General features: G+C 69.6%; 25 protein-coding genes and 1 pseudogene. 13 read left to right on the top strand and 13 right to left on the bottom strand.

Going from position 1 to position 25630, the window contains the following annotated elements; all coding sequences use genetic code 11:
• Window positions 1-15: 15 nt before the first annotated feature.
• Window positions 16-984: a diacylglycerol kinase family protein gene (locus CU044_RS21770; protein ID WP_129770400.1), complete on the bottom strand. Its 969-nt coding sequence runs from the start codon at window positions 982-984 to the stop codon at window positions 16-18.
• A gap of 181 nt (window positions 985-1165) precedes the next feature.
• Between CU044_RS21770 and CU044_RS21765 the strand changes: the two genes are divergently transcribed.
• Window positions 1166-1606, top strand: a complete 441-nt coding sequence (locus CU044_RS21765; RefSeq protein WP_240045764.1) for a hypothetical protein — start codon at window positions 1166-1168, stop codon at window positions 1604-1606.
• Window positions 1607-1871: 265 nt separating this feature from the next.
• Here the strand turns inward: CU044_RS21765 and CU044_RS21755 are convergent, their stop codons facing one another.
• The 3 genes from CU044_RS21755 to CU044_RS21745 form a co-directional block, all read right to left on the bottom strand.
• The gene (locus CU044_RS21755; protein ID WP_240045806.1) at window positions 1872-2816 is read right to left on the bottom strand and encodes an RNA polymerase sigma factor SigF; all 945 of its coding nucleotides are present in this window, start codon (window positions 2814-2816) and stop codon (window positions 1872-1874) included.
• A 35-nt stretch (window positions 2817-2851) separates the two neighbouring features.
• Window positions 2852-3265: an anti-sigma regulatory factor gene (locus CU044_RS21750; RefSeq protein ID WP_030352798.1), complete on the bottom strand. Its 414-nt coding sequence runs from the start codon at window positions 3263-3265 to the stop codon at window positions 2852-2854.
• 244 nt (window positions 3266-3509) lie between these two features.
• A complete protein-coding gene (locus CU044_RS21745) occupies window positions 3510-3770 on the bottom strand; it encodes a UBP-type zinc finger domain-containing protein (protein WP_129770399.1) in 261 nt (86 codons plus the stop codon).
• A 35-nt stretch (window positions 3771-3805) separates the two neighbouring features.
• Between CU044_RS21745 and CU044_RS21740 the strand changes: the two genes are divergently transcribed.
• Window positions 3806-5401, top strand: a complete 1596-nt coding sequence (locus CU044_RS21740; RefSeq protein ID WP_129770398.1) for a Na+/H+ antiporter — start codon at window positions 3806-3808, stop codon at window positions 5399-5401.
• A 69-nt stretch (window positions 5402-5470) separates the two neighbouring features.
• On the opposite strand, the gene CU044_RS21735 is transcribed toward CU044_RS21740, so the two are convergent.
• Window positions 5471-6433, bottom strand: a complete 963-nt coding sequence (locus CU044_RS21735; RefSeq protein ID WP_240045763.1) for a pyridoxal-phosphate dependent enzyme — start codon at window positions 6431-6433, stop codon at window positions 5471-5473.
• Window positions 6434-6547: 114 nt separating this feature from the next.
• Window positions 6548-7138, bottom strand: a complete 591-nt coding sequence (locus tag CU044_RS21730; protein WP_193564032.1) for an N-acetylmuramoyl-L-alanine amidase — start codon at window positions 7136-7138, stop codon at window positions 6548-6550.
• A 241-nt stretch (window positions 7139-7379) separates the two neighbouring features.
• Here CU044_RS21730 and CU044_RS21725 point away from each other — a divergent pair, with 241 nt between their 5' ends.
• From CU044_RS21725 to CU044_RS21705, 5 genes are all read left to right on the top strand, one after another.
• Window positions 7380-8786, top strand: a complete 1407-nt coding sequence (locus CU044_RS21725) for a family 2B encapsulin nanocompartment shell protein (RefSeq protein ID WP_129770396.1) — start codon at window positions 7380-7382, stop codon at window positions 8784-8786.
• A gap of 155 nt (window positions 8787-8941) precedes the next feature.
• Window positions 8942-9982: a family 2 encapsulin nanocompartment cargo protein polyprenyl transferase gene (locus CU044_RS21720; RefSeq protein WP_129770395.1), complete on the top strand. Its 1041-nt coding sequence runs from the start codon at window positions 8942-8944 to the stop codon at window positions 9980-9982.
• Between the two features lie 148 nt (window positions 9983-10130).
• Complete coding sequence (locus CU044_RS21715; RefSeq protein WP_129770394.1) at window positions 10131-10715, top strand: GNAT family N-acetyltransferase; 585 nt, start codon at window positions 10131-10133, stop codon at window positions 10713-10715.
• Window positions 10716-10838: 123 nt separating this feature from the next.
• On the top strand, window positions 10839-11423 hold the full coding sequence (locus CU044_RS21710) for a dihydrofolate reductase family protein (RefSeq protein ID WP_129770393.1): 585 nt from the start codon (window positions 10839-10841) through the stop codon (window positions 11421-11423).
• 43 nt (window positions 11424-11466) lie between these two features.
• Complete coding sequence (locus CU044_RS21705) at window positions 11467-11910, top strand: DUF6304 family protein (protein WP_129770392.1); 444 nt, start codon at window positions 11467-11469, stop codon at window positions 11908-11910.
• 130 nt (window positions 11911-12040) lie between these two features.
• Here the strand turns inward: CU044_RS21705 and CU044_RS21700 are convergent, their stop codons facing one another.
• Both CU044_RS21700 and snpA read right to left on the bottom strand, forming a co-directional pair.
• Window positions 12041-12709 (bottom strand): hypothetical protein, encoded by a 669-nt coding sequence (locus CU044_RS21700; RefSeq protein WP_240045762.1) that lies wholly within the window; start codon window positions 12707-12709, stop codon window positions 12041-12043.
• A gap of 107 nt (window positions 12710-12816) precedes the next feature.
• A complete protein-coding gene (gene snpA / locus CU044_RS21695; RefSeq protein ID WP_129770391.1) occupies window positions 12817-13473 on the bottom strand; it encodes a snapalysin in 657 nt (218 codons plus the stop codon).
• Between the two features lie 190 nt (window positions 13474-13663).
• Between snpA and CU044_RS21690 the strand changes: the two genes are divergently transcribed.
• Window positions 13664-14698, top strand: a complete 1035-nt coding sequence (locus CU044_RS21690; RefSeq protein WP_129770390.1) for a LysR family transcriptional regulator — start codon at window positions 13664-13666, stop codon at window positions 14696-14698.
• A 24-nt stretch (window positions 14699-14722) separates the two neighbouring features.
• Here the strand turns inward: CU044_RS21690 and CU044_RS21685 are convergent, their stop codons facing one another.
• The gene (locus tag CU044_RS21685; protein WP_240045761.1) at window positions 14723-15385 is read right to left on the bottom strand and encodes a helix-turn-helix domain-containing protein; all 663 of its coding nucleotides are present in this window, start codon (window positions 15383-15385) and stop codon (window positions 14723-14725) included.
• A 93-nt stretch (window positions 15386-15478) separates the two neighbouring features.
• On the opposite strand from CU044_RS21685, the gene CU044_RS21680 reads away from it, so the two are divergent.
• The 4 genes from CU044_RS21680 (at window position 15479) to CU044_RS21665 (ending at window position 18677) form a co-directional block, all read left to right on the top strand.
• A complete protein-coding gene (locus CU044_RS21680; RefSeq protein WP_129770389.1) occupies window positions 15479-16477 on the top strand; it encodes a DMT family transporter in 999 nt (332 codons plus the stop codon).
• A 64-nt stretch (window positions 16478-16541) separates the two neighbouring features.
• Window positions 16542-17330 (top strand): metallophosphoesterase family protein, encoded by a 789-nt coding sequence (locus CU044_RS21675; RefSeq protein ID WP_129770388.1) that lies wholly within the window; start codon window positions 16542-16544, stop codon window positions 17328-17330.
• Window positions 17331-17389: 59 nt separating this feature from the next.
• Window positions 17390-17722, top strand: coding sequence for a hypothetical protein (locus CU044_RS21670; protein WP_129770387.1), 333 nt, complete (start codon window positions 17390-17392; stop codon window positions 17720-17722).
• 109 nt (window positions 17723-17831) lie between these two features.
• Window positions 17832-18677: a hypothetical protein gene (locus CU044_RS21665; RefSeq protein ID WP_129770386.1), complete on the top strand. Its 846-nt coding sequence runs from the start codon at window positions 17832-17834 to the stop codon at window positions 18675-18677.
• Between the two features lie 344 nt (window positions 18678-19021).
• Here CU044_RS21665 and CU044_RS21660 read toward each other — a convergent pair whose 3' ends face one another.
• The 4 genes and pseudogenes from CU044_RS21660 to CU044_RS21645 form a co-directional block, all read right to left on the bottom strand.
• Window positions 19022-22699: a tetratricopeptide repeat protein gene (locus tag CU044_RS21660; RefSeq protein WP_129770385.1), complete on the bottom strand. Its 3678-nt coding sequence runs from the start codon at window positions 22697-22699 to the stop codon at window positions 19022-19024.
• 104 nt (window positions 22700-22803) lie between these two features.
• A complete protein-coding gene (locus CU044_RS21655; RefSeq protein ID WP_129770384.1) occupies window positions 22804-23178 on the bottom strand; it encodes a hypothetical protein in 375 nt (124 codons plus the stop codon).
• 162 nt (window positions 23179-23340) lie between these two features.
• On the bottom strand, window positions 23341-23637 hold the full coding sequence (locus tag CU044_RS21650) for an ASCH domain-containing protein (RefSeq protein ID WP_129770383.1): 297 nt from the start codon (window positions 23635-23637) through the stop codon (window positions 23341-23343).
• Window positions 23634-23984, bottom strand: a pseudogene (locus CU044_RS21645) (hypothetical protein); the annotation flags it as partial. The pseudogene CU044_RS21645 and the gene CU044_RS21650, both read right to left, overlap by 4 nt.
• Before the next feature lie 530 nt (window positions 23985-24514).
• On the opposite strand from CU044_RS21645, the gene CU044_RS21635 reads away from it, so the two are divergent.
• The gene (locus CU044_RS21635) at window positions 24515-25333 is read left to right on the top strand and encodes a class I SAM-dependent methyltransferase (protein ID WP_129770382.1); all 819 of its coding nucleotides are present in this window, start codon (window positions 24515-24517) and stop codon (window positions 25331-25333) included.
• Window positions 25334-25630: the final 297 nt, after the last annotated feature.

Genomic DNA, 25630 nt, shown 5'->3' with positions numbered 1-25630 from the left:
TTTGGCCCCTTCCACTCACACAATCACACGCAGTGCACGGCGTACGCCTGTGAACGTCACGCTCGTGCGCAGTCCAAGGTGGTCGCCGTCCATCTGGAAGGGGAGGGGCGCCTTGGAATGCAAGGTGAAGTCGGTGAGGTCGTGAAGGGACACCGCATGGCGTCCGCGAGGGCCCCGATCGGGGGTCGAAGTGAGCAATTGGGCCGCATATCTGGCGACCGCGGGAGTCGACATCCTGCTCAGCCCGAGAACGTCGAGGGCCAGATCGAAAGAGGCCGCGGGCGACGCGTACACCGGACGATTGCCCAGGTAGGTCCAGGGAGCGGTGTTGCAGATTATGGAGAGGACAAGATCTTTCACCGGATCCTCACCGGGGCGTTCCAGCGTGATCAGCCCGCCCCGCCGGTGCGGCTCCTCGAAGAACTGGCGTACCACCTGGCGCACATAGAGCGCGTGCGTCGACCGTTTCCCGCGCTCCCGCTGCTGTTCGACCCGCCCGATCACCCCCGCGTCGAAACCGAAGCCGGCGCAGAAGGTGAACCAGCGGGACGGCACGGACTCGTCCTCGGTGCCCGGCGTCCCGGCCGCCAGTCCCAGACCGACCGTACGTTCGCTCCGCAGGGCGAGCGCGTCGAGGATCGCGCCGGTCGCCTCGACCGCGTCATTGGGCAGCCCGAGCGCGCGGGCGAAGACATTGGTCGAACCGCCGGGCACCACCGCGAGGCGCGGCAACCGGTCGGGATCGGGGCCGTTGTGCAGCAGTCCGTTGACGACCTCGTTGACGGTGCCGTCACCGCCGAGGGCGACGACCAGCTCGATGTCATCCGAGTCGGCGGCCCGTCTGCCCAGGTCACGGGCGTGTCCGCGGTACTCCGTGGTCACCGCTTCCAGCTTCATCTCGCTGGCGAGCGCGTGGATCAGTACGTCACGTGTGCGGGCACTGGTGGTGGTTGCTGCCGGATTGACCACGAGAAGTGCGCGCATGCCGAGCAGATTACCGGCCGGGCACCGGAGGGTCGTCCCCGGGAGTCCGGGACGCCGGATTTGCCGGACCGGGCCGCCGGACCCGCCGGGCGGGGACACCGCGGCCCGCCGGACCGGGACGCCGGGGGCCCGGCGGGGTCTGCCGGGGGGTGCGCGGCGGCCCTGTGGTTACCCTGCAGGGGTGAGCAGCAGCAGTGAGCAGACCGCCCCCGCATCCTCCCCGCGCCCCCCGCGCCTGACCGCGGCGGCCGGCGCCTGTGGGCTCGAAGCCCTGGCACTGGTCGCCGGCGGTGTGTATCTGCTGGTGATGGGGCTGCTCGGGAAGCCCGACAGCCCGAGCCAGGCGGAGATGGGCGGGATCACCCTGATCGTGCTCGGTGTCATCCCGCTGATCGCCGCGCGCGGGCTGCTGCTGCGGCGCGCCTGGAGCCGGGGGCCCGCGCTGATCACCCAGATCCTGGCGCTGCCCGTCGCCTATACGCTGCTGACCTCCACGGGCGGCATGATCCCGGCCGGGATCGCGCTCGCGGTGGTCGCGGTGACGGGGCTGGTCCTGCTGGTCAACCCGACCACCACGGAAGCCCTCGGCATCCGAGGCCCGGCCGGCGAGTCCCAGCGCTAGGCCCTGTCTGGCACATAGCGCCGTCCGCCCGGAGGGCGGGGCTCGCGGCGTCTGGTGCACTACGTTCGCTGCGCTCTCTCCGTCTCGGCGCCTGGTTCCGCCTTTGGATGCCGAGCGGCGGTCGCAAGGCGGAGGGTCTCCCCAGTACTGGGCGTACTGGGATGATCCCGACAACGCCGCGAGCGTGCGTGCCGGGCGTCGCGGGCCAGGCGGGATTTGTCAGACAGGGCCTAGTTCCCAGCGGCACGCCCCCCGGCGCCGGCTCCTACTCCTCCACCAGCAGCCGCTCGCGCAGCTGCGCGAGCGTGCGGGCCAGCAGCCGCGAGACATGCATCTGCGAGATGCCGACCTCCTGCGCGATCTGCGACTGCGTCATGTTGCCGAAGAACCGCAGCAGAAGAATCCGCTTCTCCCGCGGCGGCAGATCCTCCAGCAGCGGCTTGAGCGACTCGCGGTACTCGACGCCTTCCAGCGCCTCGTCCTCCGCGCCCAGTGTGTCCGCGACGGCGGGTGACTCGTCGTCCGTGTCCGGGACGTCCAGCGACAGTGTGGAGTACGCGTTGGCGGACTCCAGACCCTCCAGGACCTCTTCCTCCGAGATACCGAGCCGCTCCGCCAGCTCATGGACCGTGGGCGATCGGCCGTGCTGCTGGGAGAGTTCGGCGGTGGCCGTCGTCAGGGCGAGCCGCAGTTCCTGGAGGCGGCGCGGCACCCGGACCGCCCAGCCCTTGTCCCGGAAATGCCGCTTGATCTCCCCGACGACCGTCGGCGTCGCATAGGTCGAGAACTCGACACCACGCTCCGGATCGAAGCGGTCCACGGACTTGATCAGACCGATGGTGGCGACCTGCGTCAGATCGTCGAGCGGCTCGCCGCGGTTGCGGAACCGTCTCGCCAGATGCTCGACCAGCGGCAGATGCATCCGCACCAGCTGATTGCGGAGGTCCGCCTTCTCGGGCGAGCCGTCCGGCAGCTTGCGCAGCTCGATGAACATCGCCCGCGCCCCGCTGCGGTCATGTGGATCGTGGTGCTTGTCGTTGTGCTGCTCGCTCATAGTGGCCGCCCGCTCTGCCTGCGCCTGCTCCGCCGCGGCCGTCTGGCCGTCAAGTCCGTCCTCCGGGTGGGGACGGGCCTGCTGCTCCGGGATGCCCGCGGGGGCGGGCGCCGGCTCCGACGGAGCTTCGTGCCCTTCCCGCGGCTCCCGTGGGATGCGCCCCTCGTCACGCACCGGACCGTCCCCGTTCCTCACGCCGGCCCGGGTCCCGCGCCGCGCTGTTTGTAGAGGCTGATGGTGACCGTACGGTCCTCCGCGACCGTCGAGTCGACCTTGCCGGCCAGCGCGGAGAGCACTGTCCAGGCGAAGGTGTCGCGCTCCGGCGCGCGCCCGTCGGTGGTGGGCGCCGACACGGTCACTTCGAGCGCGTCCTCGATGAGCCGGAAGACGCAGCTGAGTACGGAGCCCGGTACGGCCTGCTGGAGCAGGATCGCGCAGGCCTCGTCCACCGCGATGCGGAGGTCCTCGATCTCGTCGAGGGTGAAGTCCAAGCGCGCCGCGAGGCCGGCCGTGGCCGTACGCAGCACGGACAGGTAGGCACCCGCAGCGGGCAGCCGGACTTCCACGAAGTCCTGGGTCCCGGGCTCGCCTGCGATCTGGGACACCCTCACCTCCAAGGTGGCACAAGCTCTTCTGGGCTCAGGGACAGGGGATGTCCAGGAGCCTTGCGGTACGTAGTCGGTACGTAGCCGGTCTGGAGTGGCGACGCTATCGCGATCCATGGTGCTGTGTCGCCGGGACCCCCACCCAGCGACTGTCACTCATGGTAAGCATATGAACACAGAAAGTGGCTAGGGGTCTGTGGCGTCCAATTACGAAGAACCGGCGGAGGGTTGACGTACCCAGTCGTCAGACGATCGAACCGTCGACATAGCACCACCGCCAGCTCTCCCCGGGCTCGAAACTCCGCATCACGGCATGTCCCGTGTCCTTGAAGTGTTGTGTCGCGTGTTGGTACGGCGAGGAGTCACAGCAGCCGATCTCCCCGCAGACCAGACACTTCCGCAGCTGTACGGGGTTGCTGCCGGACGTGAGGCACTCACGGCAGGTGTCACTGTGCGGCGCGGGCTCGGGGCGCGGCAGTTCCGCGATGTGGGGGCACTCACTCATGATGACCAGGTTACGACGGGTGCAGAGGACGTGGAATGGACGTATTGCCGCTGATCGCGCTGGTGGCGGGGAGCGCGGCTATCGCCGGGGCGGCCCGCAGGACGCCGGTGGCCGCGCCGTTGCTGTTGGTCGCCGTGGGGCTGGGCGCCTCGTACGTGCCGGGGGTACCGGACTACACACTGGATCCGCACATCGTGCTGCCGCTGGTGCTGCCGCCGCTGTTGTACACGGCCGCGGCGGACAGTTCGTATCTCGATCTGCGCGCGAACTTCAGACCGGTCGCGCTGCTGTCGGTGGGCTATGTGCTCTTCGCGACGGTCGCGGTCGGCTGGCTGGTGTATCTGCTGGTGCCCGATCTGCCGCTGACCGCGGCGCTGGTGCTGGGCGCGGTGGTCGCGCCGCCGGACGCGGTCGCGGCCACGGCCATCGCGCGGAAACTGGGGCTGCCGAACCGGATCACCACCATCCTCCAGGGCGAGTCCCTGGTGAACGACGCGACCGCGATCACCGCGTTCAAGGTGGCGCTGGCCGCGGCGGTCGGCGCGGGCGCGAGCTGGGCCGGCGGGATCGGGGAGTTCGCGCTCGCCTCGCTCGGCGGCATCGGGGTGGGGCTCGTGCTGATGGTGCCGCTGCACTGGCTCCGTACCCATCTGACCGAGGCGCTCCTCCAGAACACCCTCTCGCTGCTCATCCCGTTCCTCGCCTACGCGCTGGCCGAACACGTGGGCGCGTCCGGTGTGCTGGCCGTCGTCGTGGTCGCGCTCTATCTCGGACACCGGTCCTGGCAGGTCGACTTCGAGACCCGGCTCCAGGAAGCGGCGGTGTGGAAGATGATCGCGTTCATCCTGGAGTCGGCGGTGTTCGCGCTGATCGGACTCCAGCTGCCCCATGTGCTCAAGGGACTCGGGGAGTACGGGGTCGGGGAGGCGCTGCTGTACGCGGTGGGCGTCTTCGTGGTGGTCGTGGCGGTCAGATTCGTCTGGGTCTATCCGGCGACCTTCCTGCCCCGCGCGCTGTCCGCGCGGATCAGGGAGCGCGAACCGGACACCAACTGGACGGCGCCGCTGATCGTCGGCTGGGCCGGGATGCGCGGGGTGGTGTCGCTGGCGATCGCGTTCTCCATCCCGCTGGCGCTGGCGGACGGCCGGCCGTTCCCCGGGCGCAATCTCGTGCTGTTCCTGACCTTCACGACCGTGATCGGCACGCTGGTGGTGCAGGGCCTCACGCTGCCTCCGCTGATCCGGCTGCTGAAGATCCCGGGCCGCGACCGGCAGGCCGAGACCCTCGCCGAGGCGCAGGCGCAGAGCGAGGCGTCGGGGGCGGCGGAACGGCGGCTGGACGCCCTGCTGGCCGATGAACGCAACGCGCTGCCGCCGCCGCTGGCCGAACGGCTCCGGCACGTCCTGGCGCGCCGCCGCAACGCGGTCTGGGAGCGGCTCGGGGCGGTCAACGAGGTGACGGGGGAGTCGGCGGACCAGACCTACCGGCGGCTGTCGCGGGAGATGATCGAGGCGGAGCGCGAGGTGTTCGTGGAACTGCGGGACCGGCGGCGGATCGACGACGAGATGATGCGGACGCTGCTGCGCAGACTGGACCTGGAGGAGGCGGCGGCCTACCGGGAGGAGAGCTGAGGCGGCTCCGGCAGCGGCGGGCCGGAATCGGACTCTCCCGGTGGGGGCCCGGACGGCTCCCGCCCGGACTCACCCGGTGGGGGACGGCTCCGGCCCGGACGGCTCCGGGCCGCCCGTGATGACGGCGGCGACGGTCGTGCCCGGCGGGAAGGCGCCCTCTTCGGCCAGTGTGGTCAGCCCGTACAGCATTTTGGCGACATAGAGACGTTCCACCCGCAGCCCGTGCCGCTCCCCGAACTCCTCGGCGAACGCGTCGAGGGCGGGGGTGGTACGGGCGAAGCCGCCGAAGTGGAAGCGTCCGTCGAGCCGCCAGTCGCCCACCGGGCCGCCGAACGCCGCCTGTTGGAGCCGCCGTATCTCCCGCTCCAGGAAGTCGCCCTTGAGCACCGGGAATCCCACGGCCCGCCGGCCGCTCCCGAGCCCGGCGGCGAGCCCCGCCAGCGTCCCGCCGGTGCCGCAGGCCACGGCGACGGTCCCGGCCACGCCGCGCAGGTCCCGGCGCAGCTCCCGCCCCAGCTCGGCGCATCCCCGGGCCGCGAGCGCGTTGCTGCCGCCTTCCGGTACGACGTACACGGCGTCGGGGTCCAGCCCCGCCCGGCCGAGGAACACGGCCACCGCCCCGGGCTCCGACTTGCGCCGGTAGGCCGCGCGGTCCACGAAACACAGCCGCATCCCGTCGGCCGCGCACCGCGCGAGCGACGGATTGAGCGGCCGGTCCGCCAGTTCCTCGCCCCGCACGACACCGACGGTGGCGAAGCCGAGGAGCCGCCCGGCGGCGGCGGTCGCGCGCAGATGGTTGGAGTACGCGCCGCCGAAGGTCAGCAGCGTCCGCCGGCCGCTCGCGGCGGCGGCCCGCAGATTCGGGGCCAGTTTGCGCCACTTGTTGCCGGCCAGTTCGGGGTGGATCAGGTCGTCGCGTTTGAGCAGCAGCCGTACGCCGTGGCGTGCGAAGCGCTCGTCGTCGGCGGGCTCCAGCGGCGAGGGCAGCCGGGGCCGCAGGGCGGCGAGGTCGGGCGTCTCGGGGCGGTGCACCCCTTCATTGTGGCGTCCCGTTCCCTGTGGCGTCCGGCGCGGGCGGCGCCGCCCGGGTCCCGGCGCGGCGGGAGCACGTCGGCGCGGCAGGAGCCCCGTCATTCAGGAGCCCCGTCATTTCAGACGGTCGTGGACACGGTCCCGCAGGGAGTCCATCGTGAAGCCGCGGGGATCGACCTTGCCCGGCTGCCACTCCAGATGCCCGAGCACCGACCGGGCGCCCCAGCCGTGGTGCCGGCAGACCGCGGCCGCCGCCTTCTCGACGGCGGCCAACTGGGCCTCGGGCCACGGGTCCTCGCCGTCGCCCAGGTTCTCGCACTCGAAGCCGTAGAAGTGCCGGTTCCCGTCGGTGTCGGCCTCGTTGTCCTGCGGCGGGCGTTTCTCGGCGATCACGGCCTTCAGGACGTCGCCGTCGCCCGCCCCCGCGTGATTGGCGCGCCCGTAGCCGACCAGATGGACCGTGCCGTCCTTCGCGATCACGCCGTGGCACAGCGGCCCCGGCAGCGCGTCGTGACCGTCCCTGCAGAGCCGCACCGTGGCGTCCGTGCCGCGGGTGACGGTGTGATGGATCAGTACGCCGTGAACGGGCCCCCAGGGGCCCTGCCGGTCGCGATTGTGGGTGCGCCAGTCGCCGACCTCGACGACGGTCAGCCCTTCGCTCTTCAGGGCGTTGAGGAACTGGGCGGCGGACATGGGTGGGGCCATGGTCGACTCCTCGCGGTTATGTGTGCGCTGCGGTGCGGTGCGGTGCGCGCTGCGATTCGGTGTGTGGGCTCAGGAGTTCGATGTCCGGTGTCCGGAGTTCGGTGTCCGGGCGTGCAGAGCTTGCGCGTGTAATTCCCCGTTCCGGGTGATCCAGTCCCACTCATATGTGTAATGGCGAATGCACGCCACGTGATGGAACCATTCTTCTCGCAGGTCAGCACATGATCGAAGGGGAGACTTCATGTCGGTTGGTAACGAGGTTCTCGCAGGGCAGCCGCCGACCCAGCAGAGTCTGGGAACGGCCGCGGCCCGGAACCTGGCGACCACCACCAAATCGGTACCGCAGATGCAGGAGATCAGCTCACGCTGGCTGCTGCGCATGCTGCCCTGGGTGCAGGTCCAGGGCGGTACGTACCGGGTGAACCGCAGGCTCAGCTACGCGGTCGGCGACGGACGCGTGACGTTCGTACAGACGGGGGACCGGGTGGCGGTCATCCCCGGCGAGCTCGGCGAGCTGCCGGCGCTGCGCGCGTACGGCGACGAGGGCGTGCTCTCCGAGCTGGCGCGCCGCTGCGAGCAGCGGGAGTTCGCGGCTGGCCAGGTGATGGTGGCCTCCGGCGACGCGGCGGACGAGGTCTTTCTGCTGGCGCACGGCCGGGTCGAGAAGGTGGGCTCGGGACCCTACGGGGACGACGCGGTGCTCGAAGTACTGGCGGACGGGGAGTACTTCGGCGAACAGGCCCTGGTGGACGGGGAGGCCACCTGGGAGTACACCGCACGCGCGGCGACCGCCTGCACCGTACTGGTGCTGAGCCGGCGGGACGTACGCAACCTCGCGGAGCGGGAGGAGTCGCTGCGCGCCCATCTGGCGGCCGTGGTGTCCCTGCCGCACCAGCGCACCAACAAGTACGGCGAGGCCGCGATCGATCTCTCCGCCGGCCATGTCGGCGAGAGCGTCGTGCCCCACACGTTCGTGGACTACGACGCGGCGCCGCGCGAGTACGAACTGAGCGTCGCGCAGACCGTGCTGAAGGTGCACAGCCGGGTCGCCGACCTCTACAACCAGCCCATGAACCAGACCGAGCAGCAGTTGCGGCTGACGGTCGAGGCGCTGCGCGAGCGCCAGGAGCACGAGCTGATCAACAACCGCGAGTTCGGTCTGCTCAACAACTGCGACTACGGGCAGCGGCTCCAGCCGCACGACGGCGGACCGAGCCCGGACGACATGGACGAGCTGCTCTCCCGCCGCCGCGGCTCGAAGATGTTCCTCGCGCACCCGCGGGCCATCGCCGCGTTCGGGCGGGAGTGCAACAAGCGGGGGCTCGTTCCGGCCAGTGTGGAGGTGGCGGGCCATCATGTGCCCGCCTGGCGCGGGGTGCCGATCTTCCCGTCCAACAAGATCCCGATCTCGGACGCCCGGACGACCTCGATCATCTGTATGCGTACGGGCGAGGCCGAGCAGGGTGTCATCGGCCTTCAGCAGAGCGGGATCCCGGACGAGATCGAGCCGAGCCTGTCGGTGCGCTTCATGGGCATCGACGAGCAGGCGATCATCTCGTACCTGGTCACGGCCTACTACTCGGCCGCCATCCTGGTGCCGGACGCCGTCGGTGTGCTGGAGAACGTGGAAGTGGGCCGCTGGGGATGAGGTGACCGCCCCGGGCGGGCCCGGCCGGGCCGTCGCGTACGCACGGCCGGGCCCGCCCGGGGCACCCGGGGCATTCGGGCGCCGGCGCGCGACACAGGCGCCCGGTGTTCCGGCCCAGGTTCCCACCGCATCCCGCAGAGGAAGTGACCGTGACCATGACCAGCACGGATGCCGCCACCGAAGGCCACGAGGCCATGGCACTCCTGGAGCGCACCCGCACCGCTGTCCATCCCGAACTCCGCACCACCGTCGAGTCGTTGCCGGCCTCCCTGCGCCGGGTCGCGATGTACCACTTCGGCTGGGAACACGCCGACGGCACCCCGGCCTCGGGCCGGGAGGGCAAGGCGATCAGACCCGCGCTCGTCCTCGCCGCGGCGCGGTCGCTCGGCGGGGATCCGCACCACGCCGTACGGGCCGCCGTCGCCGTCGAGCTGGCCCACAACTTCACACTGCTCCACGACGATGTGATCGACGAGGACCCGACCCGGCGGCATCGCGCCACCGCCTGGACGGTCTTCGGCACCGCCGACGCCATCATCGCGGGCGACGCCATGATGGCGCTCGCGCTGCGGCTGCTCGCCGAGGACCCGCATCCGGCGTCGGCCGCCGCCTCGGCCAGGCTCGCGGCCTGTGTCATCGAACTGTGCGCGGGCCAGCAGGCGGACTGCGCCTTCGAGCAGCGCGATCCGCACGAGGTCTCGCTGGACGAGTGCGTGGCCATGGCGACGGCCAAGACCGGTGCCCTGCTGGGGACGTCCTGTGCGCTCGGCGCGCTGTACGCGGGCGCGGGGGAGGAGCAGGTCGCCGCGCTCGACGCCTTCGGCAGAGAGGCGGGGCTCGCCTTCCAGCTGATCGACGACCTGATCGGGATCTGGGGCGACCCCGACCGTACGGGCAAACCGGCCGGAGCCGATCTGGCCGCCCACAAGAAGTCCCTGCCGGTGGTGGCGGCCCTGGCCTCGGGCACCCCGGCGGCCGGGGAACTGGCCGAGCTGTACCGGGGGCCGATGGACGCCGGAGCCGTGGCGCGCGCCGCCGCCGCCGTCGAACGGGCGGGCGGGCGCGACTGGGCGCAGTTCCAGGCGGCCGAGCGGATGTCCCGTGCCGTGCACGAACTGTCCCGGGCGGTCCCCGACCTCTCGGCGGCGGACGATCTGCTCGCCCTGGCGGAGTTCGTGACGCGCCGTACCCGCTGAGGCGGGCCTATGACCTGGATCCGCCCAACTCTACGATCGCCTCGTCGTATTGACGTCACGGCGTGACGGTCGTGCAGAGGAGGGCCGGGAGATGGGTGCGGGGACAGGACGGACGGGGACAGGTCCGGCGGGGTCAGGTTCGGCGGGGATGAGACGGGCGGGGGAGAGCGACCGGGCGACGTTGGTACGGCTCCTCGAAGAGGCCTTCGACGACGACCCGGTGAGCTGCTGGGTCTTCCCGGAGAAGGAGCACCGCCGGCGGGTGCACGGTCTCTTCCTCGGGGTGTTCGCCGATGTCGCGCTCGCCGAGGGGTGGGTGGACATCCTGGAGGACGAGACGGGGATGGCGCTGTGGCTCCCGGTGCCGGCGGGGCTGCCGGAGGGGGAGGACGACACCCCGGCCCGGATGCGGGCGACCGCCGACCCGGACAACGAGCGTACGGAACTGGTCGGCCGGCTGACGGGCGCGATCCATCCGCACGACCGCGCGCACGCGTATCTGCTGATGATCGCGGTGTCCCCGGTCCACCAGGGCCGGGGACTGGGCCGCGCGCTGATCGAACCCGTACTGGCGCGCTGCGACCGCGAGGGGCTGCCGGCCTATCTGGAGGCGAGCAGCGAGCGGAGCCGGCGGCTGTACGAGCGGCTCGGGTTCACCTTCACGGGCACCACGGTCGATCTGCCGGACGGGCCGCCCATGTGGCCCATGTGGCGGGAGCCGCGGAGCGTCTGAGGGGGGCGGTGGGGAAATTCCGCTTGCGTAACCACTGCACTCAAATCACTATGGGTGCAGTGGTCAAGCGGTCCTTCGGGGCGCCGGCCCTTTCCCGTCATCGAGTGACCCGGAGGATCCGGCTTGCGCAAGCTCACGTACTACATCGCGGTATCGATCGACGGCTTCATCGGTGACCCCTCGGGTGACGCGACGGCCTTCCTGCCCTTCGTGGACGAGGAGCTCTTCGCGTACCTGAAGGCGGAGTACCCGGAGACCATGTCCACCCAGGGGCGCCGGCCTCTCGGTATCGACGATCTGGAGAACCGGCACTTCGACACCATCATCCAGGGCAGGGGCAGCTACGACGTCGCCCTGAGGACCGGGGACACCAGCCCGTACGCGCACCTGCGCCAGTACGTGGTGTCGCACAGCATCAAGGAGAGCCCGGACCCGGCGGTCGAGATCGTCTCCGGGGACGTCGTCGCGAAGGTCCGGGAACTGAAGGCGGAGGACGGCGAGTTCGGGATCTATCTCTGCGGCGGCGCCCATCTCGCCGGGCAGTTGGTCGGCGAGATCGACGAGCTGGTCATCAAGACGTATCCGCTGGTCCTCGGCTCGGGGATGCCGATGTTCGCGGCGGATTTCGCCCTCGACGAGTTCACCCTGGAGTCCGTGAGGGCGTTCGGGAACGGTGTGCTCGTGAGGAAGTATGACCGGAAGCCGTGACCCGTGCTGCGACGGAAGATCCGGTACCGCTACAGTCCGCGCCATGACAGCGGAGTCGACGGATTCATGGGCGGGTTGGTACCGGGACCGCCTGGGCGCGGAAGCGATCACCCTGAGCGCGGGTGGACAGCATGTACGTACTCACATCAGGGGAGTTGAGTACGAAGGGGCGGATTTCGCCGTCCTGGAAGCGGTGGGGGCGGGCGGGCTGCTGTCGTCCTGCGTCATGGAATGGGACATACCGATGCCCGTCAGCTCGGCCGGCACGGTCCAGCAGGCCACGCTCAGCTGTCTGCTGACGCTCGGTGAGCGAGCGGCCGAGGGTCCGGTCGGCCGGGCCGAGTTGAGCCTGACGCTGCACTGCGGCGGGGCGGCCTACGCGTCGGGGATCGCCGGGGGCGGCTTCGAGGAGGCGCTCGGCAGGATCCGGCGCCAGCTGCCGAGCGGTACGGAACTGGGCGGCCGGCCGCTGGTGGGAGCGTCCTGAGGAGCTGACGAGCTGACGTGGTCGGCGTGGCCGGTGCGGCGTACGTGGCCGGTGCGGCCGGCGTGGCGTACGTGGCCGGTGCGGCGTACGTGGCTATGCCGTTGGCTGCCGGGACTTGTCCGGACAGGGCCTAGTCCGGGACGGGGGCGTCGTCGTGGAGGACGAACTCCTCGGCGATGTCGGCCGGTTGGAATCCGGCCACCATCAGACCGTCGAGCAGCGCGTCCAGCCGGGCGCGCGCCGCCGGTCTGCCGACCCCGCGGGCGCGCTGTGTCAGTAAGCGCTCCTGGACCCCGCGGGACAGCACCCGGCGCGCGGCGCGCGAGACATGCGCGCTGTGCCGTTCGGCGACCGCGGCCAGGCGTTGGGTGTCGTACGGGATCGGCAGCCGCAGCGTGACGTGGTGCTCGAAGTGGCAGTACGGGGGCAGCGTCGCGGCCTCGGCGTCGGTCTGCGGCACGCCCTCGTTCCAGGGCGCCGCCACCAGCTTCGTCCGTACGACGGGGAACCCGGCCTCCGCGAGGCGCTCCGCGCACCGGTCGGCGGCCCGGTGCTGCTCGTCGAGTGTGCCCGTGCCGGGCAGGGTGAGCGTCGGCCGGGACGGGGTACGGCCGCGGTCCAGGACGACGAGGCTGACCGCGAGGCCATGGGCGGCGGCCCAGTCGTGGAGACACGCGACCCGGTCCGGGCGGTCGGCCCGTACGGTCAGGAGTGTCTGGAAATCGCCCTTGAGGGTCTGGCCGAGATCGCGCTGAGGCTCGCGGTGGGGCGACGCGCCGGTCTCCGTACTGAAGTCCACCGAGAGACGTTACCAAGGGGGACACGGGAAGGGGCGCCCCTGGGTGCTTGGCTTCGGGGCGCCCCTGTTACGCGAGGGAGGTCAGTGTGCGGTCTCCGTGGGGGAGGTCAGGAGACCTTGGCGAGCGCGGCGGCGAGGCCGTTCGCCCACAGGGCGTTGACCCGGGAGCGCTCGGCCGCGTCCGGCTGGGCGTTCTGGCAGGAAGTGCCGGGGCCGCCACCGGACATCAGCTCGCTGCACGGGCCGGAGTAGTGGTCGGGGAGGCCGAGGACGTGCCCGGTCTCGTGCGCGGTGACGCGGGTGGAGTTGTACTGCTGGTTCTGCCGGTAGTCCAGGAAGATGTAGCCGGAGCCGTGACCGTCGGTGCTCGCGTACGAGCCGCGCGAGTCGTTGCCCTCGTAGTACGTGAAGTCCGCGTTGCTGCCCGCCTGGAGCTTCACGTTGGTGACGGCGCTGTTCCAGATCGAGGTGGAGCTGGCTATCTGGCTGGCGAAGGTGGGCGCGTTCGACGCGTTGTAGACCACCGTGACGGCCTGGGCGCCGGGGTTCGCGGCCCGCTTCTCGGCGACCGACTTCAGGACGGCGTCGAAGAAGGCCTTGTTGCCCGCGGCCTCCGCCTTCGAGCCCTCGTAGGCGGCGTACGAGGAGGTGGCGGCGTCGGCGGCGGGGGCCGGGGCGGCGGTGGCGGTGGGGGCGACACCGAGCGTTGCGAAGGCCAGGCCGATACCGGCGATCGCGGAAATGGCGGTCTTGGGGTGTCTCATGTGGGGGGCTCCTACTGGTCCGTTGAACAAGTTGGGTACCGCAGAGTCTCGGGGAGTCCGCCCTTGTGCGGATGATGTCAAAGTCCGATAACACGAGCGCATCACCCTGGCCGCATATCTTCGAATGCGCGTCCAATTACAGGCATTTGGACATCTGGTGTGGTGCGGGAGGCCGCTCTACTCTCTGGGCATGGAGCTGGAGGTGAGACATCTGCGTGCCCTGTGTGCCATTGCCGATGCCGGCAGTCTGCACAAGGCGGCGCGACAGCTGGGGATGAGCCAGCCCTCCCTGACCACGCAATTGCGGCGTATCGAGAACGCATTGGGCGCGGAGCTGTTCTCCCGGGAACGTACCGGCTGCCGGCCCACCCCGCTGGGCCGCTCGGTACTGAGCAGGGCTCGCCCGCTCGTCTCGGGGATGGCCTCGCTGGTCGCCGAGGCACGGGTGGCGGCCGGTCTGGCCGACGGACCGAGGCTGCGGATCGGCTCCACCGCGAGCCGCGCGCTGGTGGGATGGCTGCGCCGGCTCAGAAACCGGCTGCCCGGTACGGACATCTCGCTCCACATGGACGTCTCCGCCAACGCGTTGCTGCGGATGCTCGCCGCGGGCCAGCTCGACGTGGCCTTCGTCCATGAGGTGGAGGGCTGCCCGCTGCTCGTACCCGAGGGGCTGGAGCGGCGCGTACTGGTCGAACGGGAACCGCAGTTCATCTCCATGGCCAGGGACCATCCGGCGGCGGGCAGCCCGGTGGTGGAACTGGCGGATCTCGCCGAGGACCGCTGGATGGTCGACCCGACGGTGGACGGTGAATGGGACGGGCTGCGCCGGGTATTGGGCGCGGCCGGGCTCAACCCGCCCGTGCTGCACGGGGATTACCTCACGGCGGCCTCACTGATCGCGGTCGGCGAGGCGGTCGCGCCCTGTCAGCCCACGTCGGGCCCGCGCGACGACATGGCGATCCGGCCGCTGCGGGACGACCCGCTGGCGGTGCGGCTGCTGCTGTTCTCGCGGCCGGGCCCGGAGGAGGCGGGGGCGGGTGCGGGTGCGGAGGCGGAGGCGGGGGCGCTGGGCGCGGAAAGGGTGGGCGCGGAAGGGGCGGGTGGCCGCGACGAGGTGTTCGCGGACCTGGAGGCGGCGTACCGGGAGGCGGCGCTGCGCGCGGTCGACTACCGCAGATGGCTGACCGCCCACAAGAGCCCGCTGCTGCACGCGCCGGCGGCCTGAGAGAGCCGGAGCGCCGCGCGCGCGTCAGGTCAGCAGGGCGCGCGCCTGTTCCCGGGCCTCGCCGAGCGCGTCGGGGAAGATGCGCAGGCCGTGGGCGACGAGGGCGCCTTCGTGGAGCAGCATGAGCGTACGGCCGAGCTGTCCGGCCTTCCGGGGCCTATTTTTAGTCCCGTTCCCGTTCCCGTTCCCGGCTTCGGCTTGGGCTTCGGTCGGGGCCTCGGCCTCGCGGGCGAGGCGGGTGAACAGCTCCAGCATCCAGCTCTTCTGACCGGCGATGACGGTGTACGCGGGATGGCCCCGGTCGTCGATCTCGGCGTGGGCGTTGACCATGCTGCATCCCCGGGGGCTGTTCGCCTCCATCCATGCCCGTGAGGCGTCGAACACCGCGAGCACGCGCTCGACACCGGGAGGCCGCACATCGTCCGGTCCCGGCGACACCGCTTCCAGGCGTTCGGCGAGGAAGACGCGCCAGCGTTCGTCGCGGGCGGCGAGGTACTCCACGACGAGCTGGTCCTTGGAGCCGAACCGGTCGTAGAGCGTCTTCTTCGTCACCCCCGCCTCGGCGGCGATCAGATCGACCCCGACCGCGTGGATCCCGTGCGCGTAGAACAACCGCGAGGCGGCCTCCAGGGCGCGACGGGCACCGGGGGTCATGGTGATCCGGCGGGGTTCCGGCGTAGGGCTCATGGGAGCGAGTATACCGATCTGTATAGTGAGCCTCATGAGTAAACCGATCTGTATACCCAGCTCGCGCCTCCTCCCTCCGGACGGTGCCCCGGGATGAACCTCCTCCTCTCGGCCGCGTTCGTGCTCTGCTGGAGCTCCGGCTTCATCGGGGCGAAGCTCGGGGCGGGCAGTGCCGACGCGGTGACGGTCCTGATGTGGCGGTTCCTGCCGCTCGCCGCCGTCCTGGGACTGGTCGCGGTCACCCTCACCCGTAACGCCTGGCGCGGACTGACCGCGCGCGCCGTGCTGCGGCAGGCGGCGATCGGCGCGTTGTCGCAGAGCGGCTATCTCCTCACCGTGTACTACGCGATCCAGCTCGGTGTCTCCAGCGGGACGACCGCGCTGATCGACGGCACCCAGCCCCTGGTCGCCGGCGCCCTGGCCGGCCCGTTGCTGGGCCAGTACGTCTCACGACGGCAGTGGCTCGGCCTCGGCCTCGGGGTGGCGGGCGTCGCCCTCGTCACCGTGGCCGACGCGACGGCCGCGGCCACCGGGACCGTGGAGCCCTGGGCGTACGCGGTGCCGTTCCTCGGGATGTTCTCGCTGGTCGCGGCGACCTTTCTGGAGGGCCGCTCACCGGCACGTACCGCCCCCTCGGTCGCCATGACGATCCACTGCGCCACCAGCGCCGTCGTCTTCACCGTGCTCGCGGCGGCTGCCGGAGCGGCGGCCCCGCCCGCCGAGGCGTCCTTCTGGACGGCGATCGCGTGGCTGGTCGTCCTGGCGACCTTCGGCGGCTACGGCCTGTACTGGCTGGTCCTGCGGCGCTCCGGGGTGACCGAGGTCAACACGCTCATGTTCCTCATGGCGCCGGTCACGGCGGTGTGGGGCGCGGCGATGTTCGGCGAACCCTTCGGCGTACAGACGGCCGCCGGTCTCACGGTCGGCCTGCTGGCGGTGACGGTAGTACGGCGCGGAACGAGGGGCGCGGGGCGGCCGGAGGGCAGGGTGGCGGGACCGGCCCCGGCTGAGCGGGCAGGAGCCCGTGCCGGTGTCCAGCGGGCGGCCCGCGGGACAGCCGGCGGAGATCACGGCCGTGGCCGAGCCTCCTGACGCTCCACTTCCGCGCGGAGCGAACGCACCGTCATCCGGCGTCGGCCGGCAGGACAGTGGGGGCATGCCATCCACAGCCCCGCCCGGCCGTGCAGCCGTCCTCTCCGACATCCACGGGGTCCTTCCGGCACTGGAAGCGGTGCTCGCCGAGCCGGAGGTCTCCGCCGCCGAACGCGTCGTGATCACCGGCGACATCGCCGCCGGCCCGCAGCCGGCCGAGGTACTGGACCTGCTGACGGGCCTGGGCGACCGGGCCGTACTGATCGGCGGCAACGCCGACCGCGAGCTGGTCGAACTGCGCGGCGGAAAGAGCCCGGTGACCACCGACGCCATCACCGCGTGGGCGGCCGGCCGGCTGCGCGACGACCACCTCGCGCTGCTGGCCGGTCTGCCGCGTACCCGATGCCTGCCCGTGGCCGGCCTGGGCGATGTCCTGTTCTGCCACGCCACCCCGCGCGACGACGAAGAGGTCGTCCTCGTCGACTCCCGGCTCGCCCGCTGGACGGACGTCTTCGAAGGACTCGGCGCACACATCCGTACGGTCGTGTGCGGACACACCCACATGCCCTTCGTACGCCTCGCCCACGGCCGCCAGGTCATCAACCCGGGAAGTATCGGCATGCCCTACGGACGCCCCGGCGCGCATTGGGCCCTGCTCGGTCCGGGCGTCGAACTACGCGTCACCCACTTCGACATCGACGCCGCGATCGCCCGGCTGACGGCGGAATCCGGCTACCCGGACATCGAGGAATGGGCGGACTACTACCTCCACGCCCGCGCGAGCGACGCCGACGCACTCACCGTCTTCGGCCCCCGCGACGGCCGTACGACGGCCGATGTCAGTGCGCCCTGAGATGCTGCCCCCATCGGCGCGCGGAGACGCACGGAGACGCACGGAGACAGGAGGAGCCGATGGGCTTCACGGACGAGACCTGGCACGTCGTCTCACGCCACGACGAACAGCCGGTGGGCGACATCGCCATCGAGGAAGCGGACTTCCCCTGGCTCAGCGGCCACTTCACCCCGGGCCCCGCATTCCCCGCGCTGAAGCCCCTGTTCGACCGCGAACTGGCCCTCCTGGACAGCGTGAACGAAGAGCCCGACGCCTGGGAGGCGGCGTACGACGACGTGGTACGCGCGGTCGCCCTGGTGTCCCCGGACGGCCCGGTACCGGAATTCCTCCTGCACATCCGGAACGACCAAGCCTGGTTCCGCTGGAGCGACACCCCGTTCCCCGACGCCTGAACGCGGTGCTCTTCCCATTTCACGGCGTCGAAGTCGAGACCGACCTCCGCCAGGTCGATACTCACCCCCAGGGTTCATATGAAAGGCGCGTCATAGGATGCCGGATCCCGTGATCAACGAGCCGCTTCTCCGGGAGACGGAGATCTTGGAAGATCTTGCCCGGCATGCGCAAGACGACAGTGGTGCCGCAGAGGAAGTCGGTCGCGATCTGCGGGATCGATACCGTCGGTGGTACGAAGAAGTCCTTCTCGGTCTCCCCGACGAATTGGGCAAGCGATTTCGTGAGCAGTACGAAGGGAGTCTGGCCAAGCCCCGGATCAAGCAATATGTGCGCGAACCGCAGAAGAAATGGTCGCTGTACAACCACGTACCGAAGCCTCTCAGGGCTCACGGACCTTGGCAGTACCCGTTCGAGAGCTGCTTCCTCGAACCCTTCCAGGAGCAGAAGCACATCCTGGCGGTGGCCTCCAGGCACACGCGGCCACACGACCGCATGACCGACACCTTCGGCGTGCTGTCCGACATCTCGTACCGACTGCCGATGGCGGTCAGTATCCTGCAGCGTCCCATCCAGGGCCGCGCGGGATTATCCGTGCATGACGAGTACGATCTTCAGCGTATTCTCCACGCGTTGCTCACTCTCCATTTCGAAGACGTGCGCCCCGAGGAGACAACTCCCAGCAAGGCCGGCGGCTCCTACCGAATTGATTTCCTCCTGAGGAGAGAGAAAATCGCGGTCGAAGCCAAGATGATGCGCCGCTCGTTGACGCCCAGGAAAGTCGGGGATCAGCTTGTCCGCGATATCTTCGGCTATGAGCGGCATGAAGATGTCGAGGGTCTCTTCGCCGTGATCTATGACCCGGAACGCCAGATCGACAACCCCAGAGGTTTCGAGTCGGATCTCAGCAAAAGAGACTCCCCTTTCCCTGTGCGCGTGGTGGTGACACAAGGGTGACGTCGCTTCGGCGGAAGCAGCAGGCGGGAACGCCGCGCCCGCCGCAGCATTTCCAATGGGAGAGCAGAGGCGCAGTGCGTGCGGGTCGGTGGTAGAGGGCGTACCGTCCACGCTTGTCCCCCCATCCCTAGGCAGGGGCGGTGCGGTTCACTACGCCTTCTTCGTCTCCTAGTAATGGGCCGGGTCGGTGACCCGCAGGGAACCCTCCTGTGGGGGCTGACCTGACCTTTTGGTGATTGGTGGCGACGGGGCGCGACGGTCTTGATTGGGTGCTCTGCGGACTGTCGTGCCTCTGCTGCCAGAGGTATCGGTGATCACCCAAGGCAATTGCGTAGCCGTTGACGCTAGGAAGCGCCGTCGTCGGCGCGCACGGCCATCAGCACCCGTTGCAGCGCAGTTACGCGTGAATTCCCGTCCTGCCGGGCCTTCAGGGCGCGATCCAGCAGCGCTTCGAGCTCGTCCTGGGCGGCGCGAGGTTGTCCAGCCTCCCAAAGCAGTTGGGCTCGTCGGTATTGCGCGTCCCAGACCGAGTCGTGGTCCGCGCCGCGTGTACGCGCCCAGCCCTCCGCCACTTCCTTGAACTGTTCTGCGCTTTCCGCTGGCTGCCCCACCCGGCTCAGGTTTTCACCGAGGTTCTTGCGGGCTATCAGCGTCTCTGGATGGTCAGTTCCCAGTGCGCCTTCCCGACGCTCCACGACGTCACGGAACCGGGGAAGAGCCTCGGCGAGTTTCCCTTGGTTGCCCAGCGCCATGGCCAGGTTGTGGTTCATCGTCAAAGTCTCGGGGTGCTCATCCCCAAGGACCTTCCGGCATACGTCCAGCGCGTCGCGGTACTCCGCCTCCGCTTCAGCGAACCGTTCGTGATCGGCGAGCAGGAAGGCCAAGTTCCCATGGACGGACAGGGTCTGTCGGTGGTCACGCCCCATGATGCGGATGCAGACAGATAGAATTTCCCGGTACGCAGCCTCGGCCTCGGCGGCGGACCCCCTGTCATCCAGAATGCGGGCGAGAGAGAGCCGTGTGGCAAGCGTTTCGGGGTGTTCAGGTCCGTGCCTACGTTCCTGGGTCTCCAGGATCGCCAACTGCTCCTTCTCCGCTTCGTCGAGATTGCCCTGAATGCGCATGACTACAGCGAGGTTGCGGCGTAGCGTCAGTACCAAGGGCTGATTGTCGGAGTGCTTGCATGCCGCGTCCTTGAGCGCTTCGCGGTAGACGGCAGCTGCTTCGTCGAGGCTTCCGAAGTCCTTGAGCGCGACCCCGAGACTATTGCGGGCATTGATCGCGTCCGGGTGCGTGGGACCCGACCTCTGCCGTTCCTCGCGGGCGATCTCCCGCAGCTGGCGAATCGCCTCCCGCAGGTTTCCGCGTGCGTGTAGTACTGCCACCAGATCGTGTCGGACATCCAGGCAGTTGCTGTCGTCCTCCGGCAGAGCGTTCAGCGCCCGCCGCAAGTGCTCTTCGGCCTCCGCGAGGCGTCCTTGTTGCAGCAGGAGTGTGCCCAGCGACGCCCGGACACTGGCGACGTTGCGGTGCGAGATACCGAGCACGTGCTCCTGAAGAGCCAAGACCTTGCGCATCTCGGATACTGCGTCCTCTGTTCGCCCGATGCGTCCCAAAGCCATCGCCCACTCGAAGCGGGCGTTGAGCGTGACTGGGTGATGTTCCCCGTGGCGCGCGGTTGTCGCGTCCAGGATTGACCTGTACTCCGATTCGGACTCGGTCAGTTCGCCCAGGGAGCGCAGAGCCGCGGCATGACTCTGGCGGCCTACCAGCACATTGGGATGGTCATCGACGAGTTGCCTCCTTTGCGCGGCGGTCAGCTCCGCAAAGACAGTCGCTGCGCTCTTCGCATCGAGTTCCCCTTGCCGCATTTGCAGTATGGCCAAGGTGTGGCGTGCGTCGAGCGTCTCGGGATGGTCGGGCCCGAGGATGCGAGTCCGTGCATCCAGCACAGCGTGGATCTCGGCTTCCGCCGCAGCGAATTCCTGGCGCAGCATGAGCGTGGAGGCCAGGTTCGCACGAGTGATCAGCGTGGACGGATGCTCAAGTGAGAGAACCTCCTCCTCCAGCTGGAGTACCTGGCGGAAGACTTCCTCGGCGCGCTCGTTCTGCCCTTGGTCGCGCAACGAGATCGCGAATTCGTGTTGGGCTTCGAGGACATCGGGGTGTTTCTCTCCCAGCTCGGCCCGTAGCCCTTCCAGCACCTGCCTTCCTTCGTCCGCCGCTTCATCAAGGCGTCCCATGCTCCTGATGCAGATTGCGCGGCCGTGCCGCGAACGCAATGTAGTGGCCGCCTCCGCACCGAACAGCCGGGTCTCATGGCGGATCACCTCGTCGTACTCGCGCTCCGCCTCGTTGAGCTTCCCCCGCTGCGACGTCACCCGCGCCCGTTGGTAGCGCACGGACAGGGTGGTGGAATCGGCCGCCCCGAACTGCGTGACGCACTCGTCCACAATGCGGTCGAGTTCGGACTCGGCCTCCTTCAGATTGCCCATCTCCTCGACCGCGACCGCCCGATGCCGACGGATGTTCACCCTGACCCAGGGGGCGGCTTCCGCGGAATGGGCGCGCTCCAGCGCTTCGTCCGCCAGTCCGCACGATGCTGCGTACTCGCCCCGGAAATGCAGATAGGACACGGCGACTCCGGCACTGATCAACACGCCGTTGAGTCGGTCATCGGCAGCGGTACCCCATCGTGGCAGCCGAAGCATCATGACGAGCCAGTGCGGAATGAGTCCCTGCCAGGCCGGCCAGGAACTCGGATCCCGCGGGTTCTCCATGTACGGGGTGGCTGCCACCAGCAGATCGGCGGCTGAGTCCCACACCTCTCGGTAGTCCGCAGGCTCCGCGAGAAGTGGGGCCACCGATACCTCTGCCACAAGCCGGTGGATTTGGTACACGAGTTCCGTCGAGCGCGTGTCGACCCCGATGAGACCGAACCGGCGCAGGCCGCTCAGGGCCGTTCTGATTGCCCGGGGTGGCATGCCCGTAGGCCACATCCCCAGGGCAGCAATCGTGGACGGGGCGAGAAGGGCGTTCGGGAGGGAGGCGGTCGGAGCGAAGCAGGACAGCAACTGCAGCAAGCCACGGGCGTGTGCCGTGCCCTGGCGTTCGAGGAGGGAGAGGGAGAGTTCCCAAGTACCGGCAATGGTCCGGCGGGCGCGCTCCTCCGCGCTGCGCAGATCCCCGTGCACACCCTCCGTCGCGTCGTCGAGGAGCATCGGAGAATCGCCGAGCGCGGCGACGTACTCTGTGAAATTCTGTGCTTCGGCCAGCGGATCGCCGTGCGCCATGTCCAGGTACGTGCCCGCCAGGTGCAGCGCGAGCGGCAGGGAACCCAGCCGGTCGGCAAGGGCCATGGCGGAGTCCGTGTGACCCGCCTTCGGAGCCAGCTCCTGGAGGAGTCGGCCCGCGAATTCGGGTTCCAGGACCTCAAGTCGGTGGAAGTGCGCGATCCGGCCGCCCCAGGACCGCTCGTTGCCGTCGCGTGTGGTGACCAGGACGCCCTGCGACCTGCCGACCGGGGGCCTGACCCAGCCCGTGGCATCGGCCACCGCAGCACCTGGGCAGGACAGGACGTCTAGATCATCGGCATCGTCGAAGACGAGCAGCCACGGGCGGTCCAGGGCCGCCAGATGGCGCCACACCAGATCGGCCGCAGGCCGTCCGCCCTTCTCCCAAGCATGGGCGACGTGCTCGGCTGGGGCCCCGGAGAGGAGGGCCGCGTGCCGCATCCCGTCGGCCACAGCCGTTGCGGATCCGGCGGGGATCCAGAAGACCTCGACTCCGTTCTCTTTGGCCCTCTGAGCTGTGCTTAGGGCGACCGTCGTTTTTCCCACCCCGCCCATTCCGGTCAGAACGTGGATACGCGGGTGGTCCGCCGCGTTGGCCTGCGCGAGAGCCGTGAGGGTTCCGTCCCGGCCCAGCACGGCCTCCGGGAGCCGGCCGTACGGCGCCTCTACCGATCCCAGTGCGAGCAACTCCTGGGCAGAGGGGCTGCGGCTGGTGAGGCCCATCTCCATGTTGATGACGGCACCGCGGAGATCCGCCCCCGGGGCGTTGAGGCCCGTCGAGCCGATGACACTGTTCGCTGTCGTGTCCCGAGCGGGCTCGGGTGGTTGCGTAGTCACTGCCCCTGCTCGGACCGGCCGAAGGACATGTTCACCGTGCCGCTGAACGTCGCTCCGGGGGCGTTCAGGCCGTGAGAGTCGCGCACGGTGTTGACGGTGCCGCCTGCAGGCCAGGTTAGGAGGGACTGCAGCTCTTCCATCTCGCGCCGGAACTCCGGGTCGGCCGCGGCCTCGCGACGCAGCGCCTCGCTGAGTGCGGCTACGGCATCCGGATCGTCGGTGTCCCGTCCCTCCAGTGCGGCAACGGCCCGGTCGTCGCTGGAGAAGCGGTCCCGGAGGCGTCGCCAGACATCCGTCACGACGGCTTCGCTCAGGCTTCCGCTGGCACCACCCAGAGCTGCAAGTGCCAACTCGGCGAACGCTAAGTCCATCTGAACTCCAGGAAGTTGATCATCTCATCTTGCGAAACGTCACTTTAGTGGCGTGCAACTTCCCGGGCCCCGCCTTCCCGTGGGTGTGTCGTTCAAAATGCGTTAGCGGCTGGTACGCGCGATCTCAATGGCGAGGGCGCCGAGGGCTTCTTTCTCGGGTGGTTAGATGGCGCGGACGTTGGTGAGCTGCTGTTCGCGGGTGGCGGTCGGGTTGACGTTCGCTGGTCCCTCGCCGTCGAGCAGTGCCTCGAAGTCCGAGTACTCAGTGACCCGCTTGACCTTCACGTCGCAGGTCTCGTCTGTGCCCGTGATGCGGAAGCGGATGGTTTCGCCGGCTGCGAGGTCGGCGAGGTGGGGGTACTTCACCCGTACTTCGATGGTCTTGGTACCTGCGGCGACGAGGTCGAAGTACTGGCGGTAGAGGTTGAGTTCTCGGACGCGGACGGTGGTATTGGTCATGGGGCGGGAATGCTCCTGGTGGTTGGTGCGGTCATGATGCGGCCGATCTCGGAGGCCGAGTACGAGCGGAAGAAGTGGCGGGGGTTGGACAGCAACGTATCGGTCAAGGTCAGCAGTTGCTCGGCAAACTCCGCGATGGTGCCGGGCCACTGACGAGTGTCGAGCATCCAGGCGGCTGCGCCTTCGGGCAAGGGCGCACAGCCTTCGCGGATCAGCGACTTGGACAGCTTGGCGCCGGTGTCGGTGACGACCTGCGGGCAGAACAAGCGGGCGGGGAGTTGGGCGCGGGTGAGGCCGACGGCCTGGAGGGCTTCGTCGACCAGGTGGGAGCCGAAGACCCAGTCGCCCGACTGCGCGACCGCTTCGGCAATAGCCGGAGACCGGGCGGGTGCGGTGGCCGCGCTGGCGGATGCCGAGCGCTCCCGTGAGGCGATGCCGGGCCGCGACGAGGTGCGGGCATCTTCGCCTTCCCGGCCGCCAAGCAGTTCGCGTACGCCGGGACGAGCCACCTGGCCGTGGGCGGGCGGAAGCATGTTCAGCAGGCCATCGCCAGTGCCGACACCGCGATCCGGCTCTATCGCAGTGCCGAAGACGACGATCAGTCGGTCGGAGACCTGTTCGCCGCCCACGTCGATCTTGCCCGCGGCCATCTGCTCCTGGGCGACCTGGACGGTACCGAGGCCATGCTCGGCTTCGTCCTCGACTCTCGGCCGGAGCGCATGTCGGCAAGCATTGTGCGCCGGCTCACCGCCCTGGGCCAGGAACTGAGCGGGCCACAGTACGGTGGAGCCGCGCAGGCCGTACACCTGCGCGAACGACTCCAGCACACGGCCGTCCTTGCGGCCTCACCCGCCGCCCACCCTCTGGAGTTGCCGACGTGACCGAACCGTCCGCCGCACACGCCGCCGCTGTCACCGACCGGGGCCGCCTCGCCGGAAGCGCCTACAGCACTGATCGGGATCTGGCCGCACGACAGTCGCTCTACCAGTGGCAGGCGCCCCGTTACGACCTGCCCGGCATCGTGGCCGAGCAACTGAGCGGCGTACGAGGGCGCATGGTCGACATCGGCTGCGGCAACGGCACGTTCATCCAGCGACTTCGCGACGAACGGCCCGACCTTGCTCTGCTGGGCCTGGACATCGCTCCTGGCATCCTCGCCAGTGTCCCTGGCCCGGTCGCTGTAGCGGACGCCACTCACTTGCCACTGGCCACGGGGAGCGCCGATGGCGCCTTGGCGCTGCACATGCTCTACCACGTCCTCGATATCCCGCAGGCGGTCAGGGAACTGTCCCGCGTCGTCACTCGTGACGGGTTGGTGATCGTCTCCACCAACAGCGATCGGGACAAGGCCGAGCTCGACGACCTGTGGCAGCGGGCAGCCGGCGACGTTCTCGGCACCGGACGCGGCCCGGCCCGCATCTCGCTCAGCGCCCGCTTCTCCCTGGAGAAGGCCCCGGCTTTCCTGGGCGAGGAGTTCGGGCGGGTGGAGACGACGGAACTGCCCGGCACCATCACAGTCCACGATCCCGAACCGGTCGTCGCGCACCTGGCCTCCTACCGGGCATGGGCGGACCAGCACGACGTGCCGTTCGGGGCGACGATCGAGCGGGCCCGCACCATCCTCGTCGATCACATCGATCAGCAGGGGGCCTTCGAGATCAGGTGCCTCGGCGGCGTCCTCGTCTGCCGCCGCTGAGAGCCGACTCGGCCATCGCTGTCGACCGTGTTCCGCAGGCCGATCGCTCACCGTCGTGGGCGATGACGGTCTGCCGCCCATGGTGACCCACGACCTGCGCCACTTCTCTACCTCCGCCCTCGTTGCCGGCGGAGCGAGCGTCAAGCAGGTCCACTGGTCCTCGGCCACGCGTCCGCCGTCATCACGCTGCGGATCTACGTGCACCTTTGGCCGGGCGAAGAAGACCGCACCCGGTCCGGCAGGGGCTCCGGTATGGAGTCCTGCGGGCCGGGTGCGGCCGGAAAGCGCTGCGTGTGA

This window comes from Streptomyces sp. L-9-10 (genome assembly GCF_004151105.1).
Taxonomy (GTDB): Bacteria; Actinomycetota; Actinomycetes; order Streptomycetales; family Streptomycetaceae; genus Streptomyces.
Note: the sequence above shows the minus strand (reverse complement) of the source record. Positions and strands in the feature narration are given on the sequence as shown.